We start from the raw sequence: 21,614 nt of genomic DNA, 5'->3' as shown, positions 1-21,614 counted from the left end.
ACAACAGGTTAACTGTAAGGTTATTACGGATTCACAAACGTCGCTTTGACCCGCGACGAGCGTTTGAAATAGGGGACTATCAATGCGGTTGCCAGCAAAGTAAACAACAACTGGCGCACGGCTACGCCATCTTCAACTGGCGAAAAAGCGAAGGCTTTAACCGCCAGTAATACGGAGATCAGTAGCCAGATAATATAGTGTTTAGGAACACAACGCCGACGTTTAAAGAAAGCGATGGTCAACCACAAAGTGTAATACCACATGGCGATGGCGGTAATAAAAGAAACGCCCCATAAGATTTGCGTTGTTAGTGCTTGTTCGCCGAGCGTTTTAAATGTTTGAGGAGAAGATAACGCTGCGGTATACAGTAACAGCGCCAGCGTCGTACTCAATAGAGCGACTAACAGCCAGGCCAAAGGGCCAAGCAACCAGCCTCCAATACGTTGTGGCGTTGTGGTGGTCATAGGTTCTCCAGAATAGCGACAGCAAACAGGCAAATCTAATTTTAGGGGCGTTATTATAAGGCTTTTATAATCGATCGCTACTTTCTTTATTGGACGTAGTGCCAGACGGACTTCGGTACCTGGCCCAGGTCAAACAAACGCCCGCCAGACACCAGCTCTGCGCGGCGGTGATCGGCGGCGCGATACATGTTGATAAGATCCTGATCGTCCGTCAGTGTGTAATTAAGATGATCGTAGAGTTTTTCCAGGCTTTCGAGTGAACTGATTTTGCGAAATTTTAATAAGTAGTCCTGAACAGTCATAAAAGGCCCATAAAATAATTAATACCAAAGTGGTAGGTATTATATGTAATGATAAAACTTCACCAAAAGTGAACGCTTATGTAATAACAATAATAAGAATGCGCTGATAGTAAATATTCAGGGATGAAATACTGTCATGAAAAGAGTAACGCGCTTTACTATCCCTGCCAATCGCCAACAACACACTACTAGATAATAAATTCCTGGTTTAATACCCGGCAAGTTAAAACATGCATCCGGACGGGCTGCATGCTGGTCTGCAGGTGCAGGTATTACTTATGTTGTACCGGTGTACTCTGTTCTGGCGGCTGGTAGTTGTCAATGTGACTCGCCACGCCAAGAAGAATGACTGAAACGACAAGAACGATCCAACCTGTTAATTCAATAAGACGATTCATTACTGCCCACATCTATGTTGAGTGATCCATTAACTTCAGGCGCTAAATGTTACTTAGCAATAATTGCTCCAGCAAGATTTTTGCTGAGGTTTTTACGATATTTATCTTTTATCATTAGAAAATTCGCCATTTCTTTGACTTAAGTTAAATAACATCCCTTATTGCGGACAGGTTATTAAACTGTTGAGAGAGGGTAAAGGATAGTGTCAAATAGCGATCGTACTTCTCTAAGAGGCAATGACATGAGCGACAACATCCGTGTTGGGTTGATTGGGTATGGTTATGCGAGCAAAACCTTCCATGCGCCCCTGATTGCGGGCACGCCCGGACTAGAACTGGCAGTAATTTCCAGCAGTGACGAAACAAAAGTCAAGGCCGACTGGCCAACAGTGACGGTTGTCTCTGAACCAAAGCATCTCTTTAATGATCCCAACATAGACTTGATTGTCATTCCCACACCAAACGATACCCATTTCCCGTTAGCCAAAGCGGCGCTTGAAGCAGGCAAACATGTGGTTGTCGACAAACCTTTTACCGTGACACTGTCACAAGCTCGAGAACTGGATGCGTTGGCAAAAAGTCTGGGTCGCGTATTGTCAGTGTTTCATAATCGTCGCTGGGATAGCGATTTTCTGACACTAAAAGGTTTGCTCGCGGAAGGTTCGCTGGGTGAAGTTGCGTACTTTGAGTCTCATTTCGACCGCTTCCGGCCACAGGTGCGCGACCGCTGGCGTGAACAGGGCGGCCCTGGCAGCGGTATCTGGTATGATTTGGCACCGCATTTGCTTGATCAAGCTATTACGCTTTTTGGCTTACCTGTCAGCATGACTGTAGATTTAGCACAGTTACGCCCCGGAGCGCAGTCGACCGATTATTTCCACGCCATTTTGTCCTACCCACAGCGTCGGGTCATTTTACACGGCACCATGCTGGCGGCAGCTGAGTCAGCGCGCTATATCGTGCATGGCTCCCGTGGCAGCTATGTTAAATATGGCCTCGATCCACAGGAAGAGCGGTTGAAAAATGGTGAGCGTCTGCCGCAGGAAGACTGGGGCTACGATATGCGTGACGGTGTCCTTACCCGCGTTGAAGGCGAGGAACGTGTTGAAGAAACGCTGTTGACCGTGCCGGGGAATTATCCGGCGTATTATGCGGCTATTCGCGATGCGTTGAATGGCGATGGCGAAAACCCGGTGCCAGCAAGTCAGGCCATTCAGGTGATGGAGCTGATTGAGCTGGGCATCGAATCCGCCAAACATCGTTCGACTTTGTGTCTTGCGTGAAAAGGGGATGGTGCAATTAGCACCATCCATTTCTTTTACTTCGCAGCGACTTTTTCTCGCAGTGCGCGTTTTTCCTCTGCGCTGAGGAAAGCCATTTCCAGACCATTAATCTGCGCCTGGCGAATTTGCTCGCGAGATAAACCTGCAGCGGGTGCGGCAACGGTATATTCGTGAATGATATCGACGCCCTGAACACCGGGATCGTCGGTGTTAATACTGGCACGGATACCATGTTCAAGGAACGTTTTCAGCGGATGCGCCGCCAGAGATGCCACGGTGCTGGTCTGAATATTAGAGGTCAGGCAGGATTCTATGCCAATTTGTTGCTCGGCGAGGAAATCCATCAGCGCCCGATCTTCAATGGCTTTTACACCATGCCCAATGCGTTCAGCTCCCAGTTCACGAATAGCTTGCCAGATACTTTCTGCCCCGGCAGCTTCACCAGCGTGAACGGTAATATGCCAGCCTGCATCACGCGCGCGGTTGAAGTGGGAGAGGAACAAACTTCCCGGAAAACCAAGTTCATCACCGGCCAGATCCAGCGCGGTAATCTGATCACGGTGGGCTAAAAATGCCTCCAGTTCTTGCTGGCAGGCAGCTTCGCCAAAGGTCCGGCTCATAATGCCGATGAGTTTCGCCTGCACGCCAAAGGTGCGGCAACCTTCACGTACGCCATCAATAACGGCTTCGACAACGCCCGCGACAGGCAACTGATGCGCCATCGCCATATAACCTGGCGAAAAACGCAGTTCGACATAGTGCAGACCGTTTCGGGCCGCATCTTCAATATTTTCAAACGCCACGCGACGGCATGCGTCGAGTGAGGCAAGAACTTTAACGCCCCAGTCAAGCTTGGTCAGAAAACTCACCAGATCGGGTTCGTTGGCAATGACCTGAACGTGTGGAATTAGCGTTTCCAGGGATTGTGCAGGTAGCGAGATATTATACTGGCGGCCAAGTTCAAGGATGGTCTGGGGACGAATGTTGCCATCAAGGTGGCGATGGATATCAGTTAATGGCAGGGTGGTATCAATCATGGTCGCACTCTTTTTCTGGATATAAAAGTGCGCACCATTATAAAAACAAAGCAGGGTAAAAATCTACGATTGCGCAACGATTATTTACGTTGCGCAATCGCAATTAGCGTACAGCCCGGATGGCGTTAATTAATCCAGCGACACCTTTTTCCAGTTTCGAACGTGGGCATCCGGCATTGAGACGAACAAAGCCACGGCCTTCTTCACCGTAGGTATATCCCGGCATGATTGCGACCTTTTCTTGTTCAATCAGGGCTTTTTGCAACGCGTTGTCATCAATGTTCAGCGGACGTAAATCAAGCCATGCGAGATAAGTGGATTGGGGAATCTGCCAGTTGAGTTCCGGGAACGCGGCGTTCATCGTATCTGCGATATACGTCAGGTTATCTTTTAGATAGGTGCGTAAGGCATCAAGCCACGGTGCGCCTTGCTGATAGGCAGCGATATGAGCGGTTAACGCCAGCACCGCAGGAGAGGAAAGCCCATCACGGCCTTTCAGGGCCGACAAATACGCTTCCCGGCTGTCGTTATTTTCAATAATCCCGTAAGCCCCGGTCAGGGCCGGAATATTGAAACTTTTAGAACCAGAAGTCAGTAGCGCCCAGTCGCCGCGAGCTACATTACTCCAGGGAATATGCGGTTGCTCGCCCCATACCATATCCATATGGATTTCATCGGAGATAACGCGCACACCATAGCGTTCGCACAGGTCAGCCATTGTCTCCAGTTCATCGCAAGTCCAGACTTTACCGGTAGGATTCTGAGGGCTACACAGGAGCATAATTTTACACTCCGGCTTTGCCAACACGGCTTCCAGTTTCCCCATATCGCAAAACCAGCCGTCAATACGCTTCTCTAAAGCAACGGGCATTACTGTGCGCTGATTACCTTCAATGGCTTTGTAAAATGCGTCGTAGGCTGGGGTATGGATCACCACACCTTCACCGACAGCGGACCACTGACGAATCAGTTCCGACACCATATAGATAACGGAAGGGCCATACACCACCGACTGCGTATCAATGGCGGTGTAATGCTGTGTGGAAAACCAGTGGGCAATAGCCGCGAGAAATTCATCGTTTTTCCAGCGGCTGTAGCCAAACACGCCGTGCATCAGACGCTGATTCAGCGCCTCTAGAATGCAGGGAGCGGTGGCAAAATCCATGTCTGAAATCGTGAATGGTAACAGGTCTGCAGTGCCGAAACGGTCAGCGACATAATCCCACTGCGTGCACCATGTGCCATGACGATCCACGACCTTCGAAAAATCGAACATATCTTATCCTTATGCCTGAACAGTCCGCATCAGACCGGCCATTTCATCTTTTACTGACTGAACTTGCGGCCCGATAACCACCTGCAGGTTATGTTGATTAAGTTGTACTACGCCAATTGCCCGATTGTCCTTCAGTGCCTGCACATTAACAAGCGACATATCTTTCACAGACAAACGCAGGCGGGTAATGCAGTTATCGAGGCTGACAATATTGTCGGCACCGCCTAAGGCTTCAAGGATTGCCGGAACGTTGTAACCTGATTTACCCGGCGCACCGGCAACGGCTTTTTCGATTGAGCTGGCAATTTCGCTGTCGCGGCCTGGGGTTTTCAGATTGAAGCGGGTGATAGCGAAACGGAAGATGACGTAGTAAACAACAAACCAGACAGCCGCAACTACCGGCACCATGTACCACTTGGTTGACAGGCCATGCAGAATACCGAACACCACAAAGTCGATGATATTACCGTCAGTATTGCCAATAGTGACGCCAAGAACGGACATAACGGTGAAACCGAGGCCGGTTAACAGCGCGTGGATCACATACAGGACCGGCGCAACAAACAGGAACAGGAACTCCAGCGGCTCGGTAGTACCGCCAACGACACAGGCGATCAGACCAGAAATCAGCAGCCCCTTAATTTTATGGCGATTTTCCGGGCGAGCACAGTGATACATGGCTAACGCGGCGCCTGGCAGACCGCCAAGGAATGCAGGCATTTTGCCCTGCGAGAGGAAACGTGTGGCGCTTTCAGAGAAACCGTGAGTGGTCGGACAGCTTAATTGCGCCTGGAAGATGGTCAGTGCGCCGCTGACGGTTTGACCGCAGACTTCCTGCGTGCCGCCTGCGTCGGTAAAGCGAATTAATGCCACCAGAATGTGATGCAGACCAAACGGCAACAGCAGACGTTCACCGGTACCAAACAGCATCGGTCCGAAATCACCCGCGCTATTGATCATATGGCCTAAGCCGCTAATACCCATGGCGAAAATCGGCCAGACTAATGGAATCACCAGGCCGACAAGGCCCATCACCAGCGAGGAGATAATGGGTACGAAGCGCGTACCGCCGAAAAACGCCAGCGCATCTGGCAGGCGAATGTTGTGGAAACGCTCATGCAGCATCCAGACGATAATACCGGCGATTACCGCACCGAGGATCCCCGTGTCGATCGACTGGATCCCGAGAATGCTTTGAATGTTATTCGCTTTCAGCACGGCTGCATCGGTGGTTGGCAGAATACCTTTATTGGTCAACCAGAAGTTCACCGCCAGGTTCATCACTGCGTAACCGACGAAACCAGCGAAGGCCGCCACACCTTTGTTTTCGCGCGCCAGGCCAAGCGGGATCGCAATACAGAACATCACTGGCAGGAAACTAAAAGCAAATGAGCCAATCTTGCTCATCCAGGTAAAGATAGCCTGCAATAGCGGGTTACCCAGTGCAGGGATCAAGGTGATGACATCATGGCTGCTTAACGAGCTGCCAATCCCCAGCATAATGCCGCAAAACGACAGTAACGCCACGGGCAACATAAAGGTTTTGCCTAGCTGCTGGAAGAATTCCCACAGTGTGACTTTTGGTGCTGCTTTCGCCGTCATAAAACGACTCCTCGTAGAGAACAATCTGGATTCCGTAAATTGCGCGAGAAGATAAAACGTTTTATCAAATTTTAGTGAGGCATAAATCACATTACGCAACGATAATAGCGGGTATAAGATAAATAAAAGGTAAAACGTTTTATCTGTCACATAATCAGGGAGTAAGTCATCTGCATGGCTACCGCCAAAAAAATCACCATTCATGATGTTGCGTTGGCTGCGGGAGTCTCGGTCAGTACCGTTTCGCTGGTGCTTAGTGGTAAAGGGCGAATATCTACCGCTACAGGGGAACGGGTTAACGCCGCCATTGAAGAACTCGGTTTTGTGCGCAATCGCCAGGCGTCGGCACTACGCGGCGGTCAGAGTGGTGTGGTTGGTTTAATCGTGCGTGATTTGTCTGCGCCGTTTTATGCTGAATTAACTGCCGGGCTGACAGAGGCACTGGAAGCGCAGGGGCGGATGGTTTTTTTACTCCACGGCGGTAAAGATGGCGAGCAACTGACCCAGCGATTTTCGCTGTTACTGAACCAGGGCGTCGATGGTGTCGTCATTGCCGGTGCGGCGGGAAGCAGTGATGACCTGCGGCGGATGGCAGAAGAAAAAGGCATCCCGGTTATTTTCGCTTCCCGCGCCAGTTATCTTGATGATGTTGATACTGTTCGACCGGACAACATGCAGGCAGCTCAGTTATTGACGGAGCATCTCATTCGCAATGGGCATCAGCGTATCGCCTGGCTGGGAGGGCAAAGTTCTTCTCTGACTCGTGCGGAGCGAGTGGGGGGATACTGTGCGACATTATTAAAATTCGGCCTGCCGTTTCACAGCGATTGGGTGCTGGAGTGCGCTTCCAGCCAGAAGCAAGCTGCGGAAGCTATCACGGCGCTTTTGCGTCATAACCCGACCATCAGTGCCGTGGTTTGCTACAACGAAACCATAGCGATGGGGGCATGGTTTGGTTTGCTGAAAGCAGGGCGGCAAAGCGGGGAGAGCGGAGTCGATCGTTACTTTGAACAACAGGTTTCGCTGGCGGCATTTACCGATGCGGCGCAAACCGCGCTCGATGATATACCTGTTATCTGGGCCAGCACGCCAGCCAGGGAACTTGGTACGACACTAGCGGATCGCATGATGCAAAAAATATCCCATGAAGAGACACATTCACGTAATCTAATTATTCCCGCGCGGCTCATTACGGCGAAGTAATCAGCGCTTTATCTGCTATACCTGGTAGTGTCCTTTCCCCGAGGTTAATGATAAAAAATGTGGCACACAGGCGGTGCCTTTTATTTTTACTGAAGTTCACAGGAGGTTTATGTGTTTAATTCTGACAACCTGAGACTCGACGGAAAATGTGCCATCATCACTGGTGCGGGCGCAGGTATCGGTAAAGAAATCGCCGTTACATTCGCGACAGCGGGCGCATCTGTGGTGGTTAGTGATATTAACGCCGATGCAGCAAATTATGTTGTAGATGAGATTCAACAGTTGGGTGGGCAGGCATTTGCCTGGCGTTGTGATATTACTTCCGAACAGGAGTTATCTGCTCTGGCAGACTTTGCCATCAGCAAACTGGGCAAAGTGGATATTCTGGTTAACAACGCTGGTGGTGGTGGTCCTAAGCCGTTTGATATGCCAATGGCGGATTTCCGCCGCGCTTATGAGCTGAATGTGTTTTCTTTTTTCCATCTGTCACAACTCATTGCGCCTGAAATGGAAAAAAATGGCGGAGGCGTTATTTTAACCATCACATCTATGGCGGCAGAAAATAAAAATAAAAACATGACCTCCTATGCGTCATCTAAAGCTGCGGCCAGCCATCTGATCAGGAATATGGCGTTTGACCTGGGTGAAAAAAATATTCGGGTGAATGGCATAGCGCCTGGGGCAATATTAACTGATGCTCTGAAATCCGTTATTACACCAGAAATTGAACAGAAAATGTTGCAGCACACGCCAATCAGGCGTCTGGGCCAACCTCAAGATATTGCCAATGCGGCGCTGTTCCTCTGCTCACCTGCTGCCAGCTGGATAAGCGGGCAAATACTCACCGTCTCCGGCGGTGGGGTGCAGGAACTTAATTAATACGCGAACAGGTCGGTAAACAACCGAGTGAGTGTTGTTTACCGACACCGCTTGTAGAGGTAGTAAAAAGGCTCTGTCAGACAACTGGCAGCCAAATTTCGCCTGTTGGTTGACCAATTATCGTGTAAATAGTAAACGAAACGGGTGTGCCTTCGCACTATTCAACAGCAATGATAGGCGCTCACCGGACAACGCGGTAAACTAGTTATTCATGCTAACTATATTGGTTTAACGATGGATAACATGCAGACTGAAGCACAACCGACACGGACCCGGATCCTCAATGCTGCCAGAGAGATTTTTTCAGAAAATGGATTTCACAGTGCCTCAATGAAAGCCATCTGTAAATCCTGCGCCATCAGTCCCGGGACCCTTTATCACCACTTCATTTCGAAAGAAGCCTTGATCCAGGCGATTATTCTCCAGGACCAGGAGAGGGCGTTGGCCCGCTTCCGGGAACCGATTGAAGGGATCCATTTCGTTGACTACATGGTCGAGTCGATAGTCTCTCTCACCCATGAAGCCTTTGGACAACGGGCGCTGGTGGTCGAAATTATGGCAGAAGGGATGCGCAATCCACAGGTTGCCACCATGCTTAAGAATAAGCATCTGACTATCACGGAATTTATTGCCCAGCGCATGAGGGATGCCCAGCAAAAAGGCGAGATAAGCCCTGACATTAACACGGCAATGACCTCCCGTTTACTGCTGGATCTGACCTATGGCGTGCTGGCCGATATCGAAGCGGAAGACCTGGCGCAAGAAGCGTTATTTGCCCAGGGACTGCGCGCGATGATTGGCGGTATCTTGACCGCATCCTGATCCTCACTTTCCGCGGGCCGCTGAAGAGAGAGCCCGCATTTAATGCCCCAACGCTGCTGAACAAAAAACGTTCTCTCCTGGTCGAAAATCCCACTAAAACATTCGTCGAAACCATATGTCATGGGAATTTATCGTTTTAAAGGTGCTCGAACGAACGTTCGATTGCTTATTTTGTGCCTTCTGTCAACGCTGTTTTAAAGATTAATGCGATCCATATCACGCTGTGGGTATTGCAGTTTTTGGTTTTTTGATCGCGGTGTCAGTTCTTTTTATTTCCATTTCTCTTCCATGGGTTTCTCACTGATAACTGTGTGCATCACAGAATTGGTTAACTAATCAGATTAAAGGTTGACCAGTATTTTTATCTTAATGAGGAGTCCCTTATGTTACGTCCTGTAGAAACCCCAACCCGTGAAATCAAAAAACTCGATGGCCTGTGGGCATTCAGCCTGGACCGGGAAAACGGTGGAATCTATCAGCGTTGGTGGGAAGGTGCGTTAAAGGAGAGCCGGGCAATTGCTGTGCCGGGGAGTTTTAACGATCAGTTCGCCGACGCGGATATTCGTAATTACGTGGGTAACGTCTGGTATCAACGCGAAGTCTTTGTTCCTAAAGGTTGGGCGGGCCAGCGTATTGTGTTGCGTTTCGATGCGGTCACTCATTACGGCAAAGTGTGGGTAAACAATCAGGAAGTGATGGAGCATCAGGGGGGTTATACGCCGTTTGAAGCTGATGTCACTCCATATGTTATTGCCGGGAAAAGTGTACGTATCACCGTTTGTGTAAACAACGAACTGAACTGGCAGACTATCCCGCCGGGAATGGTGATTACCGACGAAAACGGCAAGAAAAAGCAATCTTACTTCCATGATTTCTTTAACTACGCCGGGATCCATCGCAGCGTAATGCTCTACATCACACCGAACACTTGGGTAGACGATATCACCGTGGTGACGCATGTAGCGCAAGACTGTAACCATGCGTCTATTGACTGGCAGGTGGTGGCAAATGGTGATGTCTGCGTTGAACTGCGTGATGCGGATCAACAGGTTGTTGCAACTGGACAAGGCACCAGCGGGACTTTGCAAGTGGTGAATCCGCACCTCTGGCAGCCGGGTGAAGGTTATCTCTATGAACTGTGCGTCACCGCCAAAAGTCAGACAGAGTGCGATATCTACCCGTTGCGCGTCGGCATCCGGTCAGTGGCAGTGAAGGGCGAACAGTTCCTGATCAACCACAAACCGTTCTACTTCACTGGCTTTGGTCGCCATGAAGATGCAGATTTACGTGGTAAAGGATTCGATAACGTGCTGATGGTGCACGACCACGCATTAATGGACTGGATTGGGGCCAACTCTTACCGTACCTCGCATTATCCTTACGCTGAAGAGATGCTCGACTGGGCAGATGAACATGGCATTGTGGTGATTGATGAAACTGCAGCTGTCGGCTTTAACCTCTCTTTAGGCATTGGTTTCGAAGCGGGCAACAAGCCGAAAGAACTCTACAGCGAAGAGGCGGTCAACGGGGAAACCCAGCAGGCGCACTTACAAGCGATTAAAGAACTGATTGCGCGTGACAAAAACCACCCTAGCGTGGTGATGTGGAGCATTGCCAACGAGCCGGATACTCGTCCGCAAGGTGCACGGGAATATTTCGCACCACTGGCGGAAGCAACGCGAAAACTCGACCCGACGCGACCGATCACCTGCGTCAATGTAATGTTCTGCGACGCTCACACCGATACCATCAGCGATCTCTTCGATGTGCTGTGTCTTAACCGTTATTACGGTTGGTATGTCCAAAGCGGCGATTTGGAAACGGCAGAGAAGGTACTGGAAAAGGAACTGCTGGCCTGGCAGGAGAAACTCCATCAGCCGATTATCATCACCGAATACGGCGTGGATACGTTAGCGGGTCTGCACTCGATGTATACCGATATGTGGAGTGAAGAGTATCAGTGCGCCTGGCTGGATATGTACCACCGCGTCTTTGATCGCGTCAGCGCCGTTGTTGGTGAACAGGTATGGAACTTCGCTGATTTTGCAACCTCGCAGGGCATTATGCGCGTTGGTGGCAATAAGAAAGGGATCTTCACACGCGACCGCAAACCTAAATCGGCGGCTTTCTTGCTGCAAAAACGCTGGACGGGCATGAACTTCGGTGAAAAACCGCAGCAGGGAGGCAAACAATGAATCAACAACTCTCCTGGCGCACCATCGTCGGCTACAGCCTCGGTGACGTCGCCAATAACTTCGCCTTCGCTATGGGGGCGCTCTTCCTGTTAAGTTACTACACCGACGTCGCAGGCGTCGGTGCCGCTGCGGCGGGTACCATGCTGTTACTGGTGCGGGTGTTTGATGCTTTCGCAGACGTTCTCGCCGGACGTGTGGTGGACAGTGTGAATACCCGTTGGGGAAAATTCCGCCCATTTTTGCTCTTTGGCACTGCGCCGTTAATGATCTTCAGCGTGCTGGTATTTTGGGTGCCGACCGACTGGAGTCACAGCAGCAAAGTAGTGTATGCATATTTGACCTACATGGGCCTCGGGCTTTGCTACAGCCTGGGCAATATTCCTTATGGTTCACTTGCAACCGCGATGACCCAACAACCGCAGTCCCGCGCCCGTCTAGGGGCGGCTCGCGGGATAGCCGCTTCGCTGACTTTTGTCTGCCTGGCTTTTCTGATCGGACCGAGCATTAAGAACTCCAGCCCGGAGGAGATGGTATCGGTGTACCATTTCTGGACGATTGCGCTGGTAATGGCCGGAATGGGGCTCTACTTTATCTGCTTTAAATCGACGCGTGAAAACGTGGTGCGTATTGTGGCGCAGCCTTCGTTGAAGATTAGTCTGCAAACGCTGAAACGAAATCGCCCACTGTTTATGCTGTGCATTGGTGCGCTGTGTGTGCTGATCTCGACCTTCGCGGTCAGTGCCTCGTCGTTATTTTACGTACGCTATGTTTTGAATGATGCAGGACTGTTCACGGTGTTGGTGCTGGTCCAGAACCTGGTCGGTACAGTGGCGTCGGCGCCGCTGGTGCCAGGAATGGTCGCCAGGATCGGTAAAAAGAATACCTTCCTGATTGGCGCTCTGCTGGGGACTTGTGGTTACCTGCTGTTCTTCTGGTTATCCGTCTGGTCGCTGCCGATGGCACTGGTTGCGTTAGCCATTGCCTCAATTGGTCAGGGCATTACCATGACTGTGATGTGGGCGCTGGAAGCTGATACCGTAGAATACGGTGAATACCTGACTGGTGTACGGATTGAAGGACTTACCTATTCGCTATTCTCATTTACGCGCAAATGCGGCCAGGCAATAGGAGGTTCAATTCCGGCCTTTATTTTGGGATTAAGCGGATATATTGCAAATCAGGTGCAAACACCAGAAGTTATTATGGGGATCCGCACATCAATTGCCTTAGTACCCTGCGGGTTTATGCTACTGGCATTTGTCATAATCTGGTTTTACCCACTCACGGATAAAAAATTCAAAGAAATAGTCGTTGAAATTGATAATCGCAAACAAATGCAGCAGCAATTAATCAGCGATATCACTAATTAATATTCTATAAAAATAATCAGAACATCAAAGGTGCAACTATGAGAAAAATAGTGGCCATGGCCGTTATTTGCCTGACGGCTGCCTCTGGCCTTACCACCGCTTACGCTGCACAACTGGCTGACGATGAAGCGGGACTACGCATCAGGCTGAAAAACGAATTGCGCAGGGCTGATAAGCCCAGTGCTGGCGCGGGAAGAGACATTTACGCATGGGTACAGGGAGGATTGCTCGATTTCAATAGTGGTTATTATTCCAATATTATTGGCGTTGAAGGCGGGGCGTATTATGTTTATAAATTAGGTGCTCGTGCTGATATGAGTACCCGTTGGTATCTTGATGGTGATAAAAGTTTTGGCTTTGCCCTTGGGGCAGTAAAAATAAAACCCAGTGAAAATAGCCTGCTTAAATTAGGTCGCTTCGGGACGGATTATAGTTATGGCAGCTTACCTTATCGTATTCCGTTAATAGCCAGCAGTTCGCAACGTACATTACCGACTGTTTCTGAAGGGGCATTAGGTTATTGGGCTTTAACACCCAATATCGAACTGTGGGGAATGTGGCGTTCACGAGTGTTTTTGTGGACCGACTCAACAACCGGTATTCGTGATGAAGGGGTCTATAACAGTCAGACGGGAAAATACGATAAACATCGCGCACGTTCTTTTTTCGCCGCCAGTTGGCATGATGATACCAGTCGCTATTCGCTGGGGGCATCGGTACAGAAAGATGTTTCCAACCAGATACAAAGTATTCTGGAGAAAAGCATTCCGCTCGCTCAGGATTATGCGCTGAAAGGGGAGTTGCTCGGCTTTTATGCGCAACTCGAAGGCTTAAGTCGTAATACCCACCAGCCCAATGAAATGGCGTTGGTGAGTGGGCAATTGACCTGGAGCGCGCCATGGGGAAGCGTATTTGGTAGTGGTGGCTATTTGCGTCATGCGATGAATGGCGCTGTGGTGGACACCGACATTGGCTATCCCTTTTCATTAAGTCTTGATCGTAACCGCGAAGGTATGCAGTCCTGGCAATTGGGTGTCAATTATCGTTTAACTCCGCAATTTACGCTGACATTTGCGCCGATTGTGACCCGCGGCTATGAATCCAGTAAACGAGATGTGCGGATTGAAGGCGCAGGCATCTTGGGTGGCGTGAACTATCGGGTTAGTGAAGGGCCGCTACAAGGGATGAATTTTATTCTTGCAGCCGATAAAGGACGGGAAAAGCGCGACGGCAGTGCGTTGGGCGATCGCCTGAATTACTGGGATGTGAAAATGAGCATTCAGTATGATTTTATGCTGAAGTGAGAAAAATCGCCGGAGAGAAAATTCTTCGGCGTTTCAGATTGTTGACAAAATACGCGTCGTTTATGCCGGATGCGGCGTGAACGCCTTATCCGGCCTACAAAGGTTCATAAATTCGAAATGTTGCAGGATAAAGTAGGCCTGATAAGCGTAGCGCATCAGGCAATATTTTGTTTGTAATCAGATGAACACACCGGAGAGAAAATTCTCCGGCGTTTTGGCAGTTTATTACTGCTGCGGGATTGCCGGTACAGCCGGAACGTTTAATGCTGGCATTGCAAACATACCAACAAAATCTTCCAACGGCATTTTCTGCCCGTTTAACGTGATCTGACCGTTAGCATATTGCAGGCTGGTGGTGATGGTGTTGTCCTGCAAGGTGGTCAGACGGAACATCTGGCCCATTGCTGATGCACCTTCAACTTGCTGTTTCGCCAGCTTTTTAGCTTGATCTTCCTGATATCCTTCTAGCTTCGCCACCTGAGTCATCAGCTCAGTTGCCATATCGACCGGAATGGTCAGTTTCGCCTCCAGAGACTTAACCGAGCGATCAACTTCCTGAGCCAGTGTCTGCGGCGCTTCTTTAGTCGTTGCCGGATCTTTCAGGAACAGCGACAAATTCAACGCGCTTTCACCCTGGCTGTTTTTCCAGCTCAATGGCGCGATAGTAATCACCGGATCGCCTTTCAACATCAGCGGCAGGGCGTTAAAGAAGGCTTCCGTCACTTTCTCCTGATAAAGTTCAGGATTGTTGGCAATCTCTGGCTGTGCCAGCAGCGCTTGAGTTTGCGCGTTATACTGCTGGCTAAACTGATGCCAGGCTTCACCGTCGATCTGGCCGACTTTTAAGGTCAGCTTGCCGCTACCCAGATCCTGATTCTGAACTTTCAGGCTATTTAGCGAGTAATCCAGTTGGCTATTGATCGTTTTACCATCATTGACCAGGTCCGATTTACCGCTGATCTCCATGCCTTCCAGCAGGGCCAGTTCTTTGCCTTCCACTGAAATGGTCATTTTTTCCAGCGACAGTTTTTGGTTACCGACACGCTCACCAAAACTTGCCAGCGTGCTGGAACCGTCGGTTTTCAGATTATTAAAGGTTAACTGCACTTTCTGGTTGTATTCGTTAACCGCGTCCACCCGACCACTTTGCGCCTCCCCGGAAAGGGAGATGGCTTTACCGTCTCTGTCAGCATTTAACTGGAACTCACCGCCGCTAAAGGCAACTTTTTCATCTTTTTGTTCGTAATTCAGAGGGTTGAGAGAGATATCGGAACTGGAATCGCCGTTATACCCAATGCGGGAGTTAATCTCAAAAGGTGTTTTGCCTTTTGCCATATCAAACAGTGGTTTGCTTACATCGTTATTGACCAGAGTGGTTTGAATCGACGCCATCGACGGGATCAGATTCAGTTTTTTCAGCTGGGCCAGAGGGAAGGGACCATGATCAACAGATTCGTTGAAGATGACGCTCTGACCACTTTTAATCCACGGATTTTCTTTCCCCGCGATGGGTTTCACTACCAGTTGCAACTGGCTACTGAATACGCCGCGATGATAGTTTTGATAACTCACTTCCAGGTTGGATTCAGGTGCTGTCAGTTTAAGTTGTGCGTTCGCCTGCGCGACCATGTCTTCGAGATGGGTTTCTATTTTCTTGCCTGTGTACCATGCGCCGCCTGTCCAGACTACGCCGAGTGCAACAATGACACCTACCGCTACCAGCGATTTATTCATAATGATTATCCATAAAATGAAATCAGGCGGACTGGCCGCCTGAAGTGTTATAAGCCTTTAATAAGATTAGCAAGAGATGTTAATAATTTCAGTAAGCTCTTACAGTTTGTTGTAAACCCGCGCTAAACGCCCGTGGCCTTTCACTGTCACCGGTGACTCGTTGGCGGCGATAAAAGCTGATTCACCCGGTTTAAGCGGTAACTGTTGAGAACCTTTACACAGTATCGCTTCACCTTCAACGCAGAACAAAATGGCGGCACTCTGCTGGCTGATGGTGGTTTCTTCATTGCTAAGGTCATGCAGCGAGAAGGCAAAATCATCAACCGGAATCGGGAAGTCCAGTTCTGCGCCATGTTTCACGGGCTGGGTCAGTAACTGGTTGGCCGGTTTGGCTTCAAACTTCACGTTGGCAACCAGCTCTGGAATATCGATATATTTTGGCGTCAAACCTGCACGCAGCACGTTATCGGAGTTCGCCATTACTTCCAGCGCCACGCCTTGCAGGTAAGCGTGCGGCGTTTCAGCGAACAGAAACATCGCTTCGCCAGGATTCAATTTCACTACATTCAGTAATAGTGGGGAGAACAGTCCGCTGTCATCCGGGTAAAATTCAGAAATTAAACGGATAGTTTGCCACGGTTCGCCCTGCTGACTGTCGAGCGCCGATTTCAAAATCGCCAGCGCGCGGGATTTTTCTTCACCCTGCATATTTAACAGGCTGGCAAACAGTTCGCTTAAACGTTCGGCATTAGGCTGCTGCAAAAAGTGAGCAATGGCCGGATGCGCGCCCGCGACTGGCTGAAGCAGGGCGACAATCTCGGAAAACTCACGAAATGCGTTCATCGCGAGGAAAGGGGTCAGGGCAAAAACCAGCTCAGGCTTGTGATTAGGATCTTTATAGTTACGCTCGGCGGCATCCATCGGAATACCGACTGCATTTTCTTTGGCAAAACCGATTTCAGAATTGCGTTTGTTCGGATGCACCTGAATGGAGAGCGGCTGGGCTGCGCATAATACCTTGAACAGGAAAGGCAGTTCGCCAAAGCGTTTGGCAACGGCTTCTCCAAGTAGAGTCGATTTATCACTCTCAATCACATCACGCAGTGAAACGATATCTCCTGCGGCATTGTGCACACGTGAACTGCTCTTCGGATGTGCGCCCATCCACAGCTCGGCCATCGGCTGGCTGGACGGATTTTCCATGCCATAAAGTTCAGTCAACGCCGTTTTGCTGCCCCAGGCATAGTTTTGCACTGAGTTAATGAGTTTTTGCATGATCAATCCCTGTTTAAATGTGGAAATTAATCCCGCTATTAAAGCAAGAATCCTACGGGAAGTAACCTGGAGCCGCAAAAAGTCGTACTTGTCTCAGTTTTTGTTAAAAAAGTGTGTAGGATATTGTTACTCGCTTTTAACAGGGCAATGGAACACCCGCCCAGAGCATAACCAAACCAGGCAGTAAGTGAGAGAACAATGTCAAACAAACCCTTTCATTATCAGGCTCCTTTCCCACTCAAAAAAGATGATACTGAGTACTACCTGCTGACCAGCGAACATGTCAGCGTATCTGAATTTGAAGGGCAGGAGATTTTGAAAGTTGCGCCAGAAGCGTTAACTCTTCTGGTGCGTCAGGCTTTTCATGATGCGTCATTCATGCTGCGTCCGGCCCATCAACAGCAGGTAGCCGACATTTTGCGTGACCCGGAAGCCAGCGAAAACGATAAATATGTGGCGCTGCAATTCCTGCGTAACTCCGATATCGCCGCAAAAGGTGTTCTGCCGACCTGTCAGGACACCGGCACTGCGATTATCGTTGGTAAAAAAGGGCAGCGTGTATGGACCGGTGGTGGCGACGAAGCGGCTCTGGCGCGCGGTGTCTATAACACTTACATCGAAGATAACCTGCGCTACTCGCAAAACGCGCCGCTGGATATGTATAAAGAGGTGAATACCGGTACTAACCTGCCAGCGCAGATCGATCTTTATGCTGTTGATGGCGACGAGTACAAATTCCTCTGCATGGCCAAAGGTGGCGGTTCGGCCAACAAAACGTATCTTTATCAGGAAACCAAAGCGTTACTGACGCCAGGGAAACTAAAAAATTACCTGGTTGAGAAAATGCGCACGCTGGGTACGGCGGCGTGTCCTCCGTATCATATTGCGTTCGTTATTGGCGGAACTTCAGCGGAAACTAACCTTAAAACGGTAAAACTGGCTTCTGCGAAATACTATGACGAGCTGCCAACGGAAGGGAACGAGCACGGTCAGGCGTTCCGCGATGTGGGGCTGGAAAACGAATTGCTGATTGAAGCGCAAAATCTCGGTCTGGGCGCGCAGTTTGGCGGGAAATATTTCGCCCATGACATTCGCGTTATTCGCCTTCCACGCCACGGCGCATCCTGCCCGATTGGCATGGGCGTCTCCTGTTCTGCTGACCGCAATATCAAAGCGAAGATCAACCGCCAGGGGATTTGGATCGAAAAACTGGAACAAAATCCAGGCAAATATATTCCTGAAGAACTGCGCAAAGCGGGAGAAGGCGAAGCGGTACGTGTTGACCTTAACCGTCCAATGAAAGAGATCCTCGCACAGTTGTCTCAGTATCCTGTTTCAACGCGGTTGTCGCTTAACGGCACTATTATCGTCGGTCGAGATATCGCTCATGCCAAACTGAAAGAGCGCATGGACAACGGCGAAGGGTTACCGCAATACATCAAAGATCATCCGATTTACTACGCGGGTCCGGCAAAAACGCCGGAAGGTTATGCCTCCGGTTCGCTTGGCCCAACGACCGCCGGACGGATGGATTCTTACGTCGATCAACTGCAATCGCAGGGCGGCAGCATGATCATGCTGGCGAAAGGTAACCGCAGCCAGCAGGTGACGGATGCCTGTAAAAAACATGGCGGCTTCTATCTCGGCAGTATCGGCGGCCCTGCGGCAGTGCTGGCGCAGGGAAGTATTAAGAGCCTGGAATGTGTTGAATATCCTGAACTGGGAATGGAAGCTATCTGGAAAATCGAGGTGGAAGATTTCCCGGCATTTATTCTTGTGGATGACAAAGGAAATGATTTCTTCCAGCAGATACAACTCACGCAGTGTACCCGCTGTGTGAAATAAACTGGGTAAGAGTGATATTTGCCTGATGCGCTACACTTATCAGGCCTACAAATGAATTAATAACTTGTTGAATTTGCAATATTTTGTAGGCTGAGTAAGGCGTTCGCGCCGCATCCGGCATAAACAACACGCACTTTGTTAACAATATGAGCCGCCCTTCACTTAGGGGCGGCTTTTTTACATGGCACGAAATACCAAACATTTGTTATCAAATAGTAAATAATGAGTGAGCTAAAAGTTGCTTAACGTAAGCAAAGAAGAAAAAAATTAATCAGGTGAGGAGCAGTCCATGAATACAGTACGCAGCGAAAAAGATTCGATGGGTGCGATCGATGTCCCGGCAGATAAGCTGTGGGGCGCACAAACTCAACGCTCGCTGGAGCATTTCCGCATTTCCACGGAGAAAATGCCCACCTCACTGATTCATGCGCTGGCGCTGACCAAGCGTGCAGCGGCAAAAGTTAACGAAGATTTAGGCTTGTTGTCCGAAGAGAAAGCGAGTGCCATTCGTCAGGCGGCGGATGAAGTGCTGGCGGGACAGCATGACGATGAATTCCCGCTGGCAATCTGGCAGACCGGTTCTGGCACACAAAGCAACATGAACATGAACGAAGTGCTGGCCAATCGGGCGAGTGAACTGCTCGGTGGTGTGCGCGGGATGGAGCGTAAAGTTCACCCTAACGATGACGTGAACAAAAGCCAAAGTTCCAATGATGTCTTTCCAACGGCAATGCACGTTGCGGCGCTGCTGGCGCTACGCAAGCAACTCATTCCACAACTTAAAACACTGACACAAACGCTGAATGAGAAATCCCGCGCGTTTGCCGATATTGTCAAAATTGGCCGTACCCATTTGCAGGATGCCACGCCGCTGACCCTGGGGCAGGAGATTTCTGGCTGGGTAGCAATGCTTGAGCATAATCTCAAACATATTGAATGCAGCCTGCCGCACGTGGCGGAACTGGCGCTGGGGGGGACAGCAGTAGGAACGGGGCTGAACACCCATCCGGAATATGCCCGTCGCGTGGCGGACGAGCTTTCGGTTATTACCTGTGCGCCGTTTGTTACTGCACCGAACAAATTTGAAGCACTGGCGACCTGTGATGCGCTAGTTCAGGCACACGGGGCGTTAAAAGGATTGGCGGCGTCACTGATGAAAATTGCCAATGACGTCCGTTGGCTGGCTTCCGGTCCACGTTGCGGCATTGGCGAAATCTCAATCCCGGAAAACGAGCCGGGCAGTTCAATCATGCCAGGAAAAGTGAACCCAACGCAGTGTGAAGCGTTAACCATGCTTTGCTGCCAGGTAATGGGGAATGATGTGGCAATCAACATCGGCGGTGCTTCTGGTAACTTCGAATTGAACGTCTTCCGTCCGATGGTGATTCACAATTTCCTGCAATCAGTGCGCTTGCTGGCCGATGGCATGGAAAGTTTTAACAAACACTGCGCAGTGGGAATTGAACCGAATCGTGAGCGTATCAACCAATTACTCAATGAATCTCTAATGCTGGTGACCGCGCTAAACACCCATATTGGCTATGACAAAGCCGCCGAGATTGCCAAAAAAGCGCATAAAGAAGGGCTGACTTTAAAAGCCGCCGCCCTTGCGCTGGGCTATCTTAGCGAAGCCGAGTTTGATAGCTGGGTGCGACCAGAGCAGATGGTCTGCAGTATGAAAGCAGGGCGTTAATCTGCAACATACAGGTGCAGCCGGGGAATGATTAAACGAAGCGGCTGCGCCTGGGGTTTAAAACGATGTTGCACATTGTCGGCATCGTAATTTAACAGCTCACCAACGTCCGGTATGCCCGCGCCATTATCCCGATTAATCAGCGCGATAAGCGGTGTCGGGCAGGCGTGCTGAACTTGTTTTTGATCCCCCTTGTACCAGACGCGGGCAATTGGCTGAACCTTCACCGGACGTTTGATTTTTAACTTCGCGTCCTGTGGCAGAGCGGCAATATCCTGATACTCGCGCTCCAGTTTTCCCTGCCACTCCTCGCGCGTCCACGGTGCAACGCTACGTGGCGATTTCAGGCTCTTTTCCAACTGCGCCAGCACCTCATCACGATGCAAATTCTTAATGATATGTTTATTCGCCCAGCCAAAACGTAAAGTGGCGGGGTCGTGCAGAACGGTGAGCGTGCGATAAGCGTTAAGAGTAATCAGCCCCGGTAAATGACGATGCACCCATTCAAAACGCGCTGCCGTAGGCAGTTCTGACTCAACCGTGACGATATGCTCGAAAGTGGTTTTAAGTTGGTTGATGCGCTGTATATGACTTGCCAGCGCCGCTTGTGAAAGGCTATCGACCTGATAGCACAACACGCCGGGCAGACGAACTGCAGCCTTGCTGCTGCGATTTTCAGACTGTTGCTGAATAAACAAATGGCGGAAATGACGTAGTGCCAGCGCCTGCGCTTCTTTCCCGAGATGTTGCTTAACCTCAATGCGATTAAGCGGATTATGCTCATCCTCCTTTTTGACCTCCGGTAACGAGAACACGCGGGCAACCAGCAACTTGTGCTGTTCAAGTTCAGCGGCAAACGCTGCCAGTTCTTGTTCCATCTGGCGAAAGGTCGTATTGAGTCGGTCAACAAGATCGTAACGGGTCATAAAATT

At 50.0% G+C, this 21,614-nt stretch carries 18 protein-coding genes; 9 read left to right on the top strand and 9 right to left on the bottom strand.

The annotated features are described in order from the left end of the window. Positions 1-23 precede the first annotated feature (23 nt). The 3 genes from A9180_RS18430 to blr form a co-directional block, all read right to left on the bottom strand. Positions 24-464, bottom strand: a complete 441-nt coding sequence (locus A9180_RS18430; RefSeq protein WP_064530018.1) for a DUF2569 domain-containing protein — start codon at positions 462-464, stop codon at positions 24-26. Positions 465-550: 86 nt separating this feature from the next. Beyond that, a complete protein-coding gene (gene ydgT / locus A9180_RS18425; protein WP_064530017.1) occupies positions 551-766 on the bottom strand; it encodes a transcription modulator YdgT in 216 nt (71 codons plus the stop codon). Between the two features lie 272 nt (positions 767-1,038). Next, positions 1,039-1,164 (bottom strand): division septum protein Blr, encoded by a 126-nt coding sequence (gene blr, locus A9180_RS18420; protein ID WP_032147885.1) that lies wholly within the window; start codon positions 1,162-1,164, stop codon positions 1,039-1,041. 242 nt (positions 1,165-1,406) lie between these two features. Here blr and A9180_RS18415 point away from each other — a divergent pair, with 242 nt between their 5' ends. Further along, positions 1,407-2,447 carry an oxidoreductase gene (locus tag A9180_RS18415; RefSeq protein ID WP_064530016.1) on the top strand — a complete coding sequence of 347 codons (1,041 nt, stop codon included), beginning with the start codon at positions 1,407-1,409 and terminating at the stop codon, positions 2,445-2,447. A 35-nt stretch (positions 2,448-2,482) separates the two neighbouring features. Here the strand turns inward: A9180_RS18415 and add are convergent, their stop codons facing one another. From add to malX, 3 genes are all read right to left on the bottom strand, one after another. Then, positions 2,483-3,484, bottom strand: coding sequence for an adenosine deaminase (gene add, locus A9180_RS18410; protein WP_064530015.1), 1,002 nt, complete (start codon positions 3,482-3,484; stop codon positions 2,483-2,485). Positions 3,485-3,587: 103 nt separating this feature from the next. Next, positions 3,588-4,760 carry a bifunctional maltose regulon transcriptional repressor/cystathionine beta-lyase MalY gene (gene malY / locus A9180_RS18405; RefSeq protein ID WP_064530014.1) on the bottom strand — a complete coding sequence of 391 codons (1,173 nt, stop codon included), beginning with the start codon at positions 4,758-4,760 and terminating at the stop codon, positions 3,588-3,590. A 9-nt stretch (positions 4,761-4,769) separates the two neighbouring features. Then, positions 4,770-6,362: a PTS maltose transporter subunit IICB gene (gene malX, locus A9180_RS18400; protein WP_064530013.1), complete on the bottom strand. Its 1,593-nt coding sequence runs from the start codon at positions 6,360-6,362 to the stop codon at positions 4,770-4,772. A 174-nt stretch (positions 6,363-6,536) separates the two neighbouring features. On the opposite strand from malX, the gene malI reads away from it, so the two are divergent. The 6 genes from malI to uidC all read left to right on the top strand — a co-directional run bounded on the left by malI (position 6,537) and on the right by uidC (position 14,135). Then, entirely contained in the window at positions 6,537-7,565 is a 1,029-nt protein-coding gene (malI, locus tag A9180_RS18395) for a mal regulon transcriptional regulator MalI (RefSeq protein WP_064530012.1), read from the top strand. 111 nt (positions 7,566-7,676) lie between these two features. After that, positions 7,677-8,444 (top strand): 7-alpha-hydroxysteroid dehydrogenase, encoded by a 768-nt coding sequence (gene hdhA / locus A9180_RS18390; RefSeq protein ID WP_064530011.1) that lies wholly within the window; start codon positions 7,677-7,679, stop codon positions 8,442-8,444. Between the two features lie 234 nt (positions 8,445-8,678). After that, positions 8,679-9,266, top strand: coding sequence for a DNA-binding transcriptional regulator UidR (gene uidR / locus A9180_RS18385; protein ID WP_064530010.1), 588 nt, complete (start codon positions 8,679-8,681; stop codon positions 9,264-9,266). A gap of 383 nt (positions 9,267-9,649) precedes the next feature. After that, positions 9,650-11,461, top strand: a complete 1,812-nt coding sequence (gene uidA, locus A9180_RS18380; RefSeq protein ID WP_064530009.1) for a beta-glucuronidase — start codon at positions 9,650-9,652, stop codon at positions 11,459-11,461. Next, the gene (gene uidB / locus A9180_RS18375; RefSeq protein WP_064530008.1) at positions 11,458-12,831 is read left to right on the top strand and encodes a glucuronide transporter; all 1,374 of its coding nucleotides are present in this window, start codon (positions 11,458-11,460) and stop codon (positions 12,829-12,831) included. The genes uidA and uidB overlap by 4 nt, the downstream gene beginning before the upstream one ends. 38 nt (positions 12,832-12,869) lie before the next feature. Continuing rightward, entirely contained in the window at positions 12,870-14,135 is a 1,266-nt protein-coding gene (gene uidC / locus A9180_RS18370) for a glucuronide uptake porin UidC (RefSeq protein WP_064530007.1), read from the top strand. Positions 14,136-14,360: 225 nt separating this feature from the next. Here uidC and A9180_RS18365 read toward each other — a convergent pair whose 3' ends face one another. Together A9180_RS18365 and manA are read right to left on the bottom strand one after the other, a co-directional pair. After that, positions 14,361-15,869, bottom strand: a complete 1,509-nt coding sequence (locus A9180_RS18365) for a YdgA family protein (protein ID WP_064530006.1) — start codon at positions 15,867-15,869, stop codon at positions 14,361-14,363. A 99-nt stretch (positions 15,870-15,968) separates the two neighbouring features. Then, entirely contained in the window at positions 15,969-17,144 is a 1,176-nt protein-coding gene (gene manA / locus A9180_RS18360; protein ID WP_064530005.1) for a mannose-6-phosphate isomerase, read from the bottom strand. Positions 17,145-17,342: 198 nt separating this feature from the next. On the opposite strand from manA, the gene fumB reads away from it, so the two are divergent. Next, a complete protein-coding gene (gene fumB / locus A9180_RS18355) occupies positions 17,343-18,989 on the top strand; it encodes a class I fumarate hydratase (protein WP_064530004.1) in 1,647 nt (548 codons plus the stop codon). 289 nt (positions 18,990-19,278) lie between these two features. Further along, entirely contained in the window at positions 19,279-20,682 is a 1,404-nt protein-coding gene (gene fumC / locus A9180_RS18350) for a class II fumarate hydratase (RefSeq protein WP_064530003.1), read from the top strand. On the opposite strand, the gene tus is transcribed toward fumC, so the two are convergent. Continuing rightward, positions 20,679-21,608: a DNA replication terminus site-binding protein gene (tus, locus tag A9180_RS18345; RefSeq protein ID WP_064530002.1), complete on the bottom strand. Its 930-nt coding sequence runs from the start codon at positions 21,606-21,608 to the stop codon at positions 20,679-20,681. The genes fumC and tus overlap by 4 nt on opposite strands. Positions 21,609-21,614: the final 6 nt, after the last annotated feature.

Source organism: Escherichia sp. B1147 (assembly GCF_001660175.1).
GTDB lineage: Bacteria > Pseudomonadota > Gammaproteobacteria > Enterobacterales > Enterobacteriaceae > Escherichia > Escherichia whittamii.
This window is presented reverse-complemented; position numbering and strand designations above follow the sequence as displayed.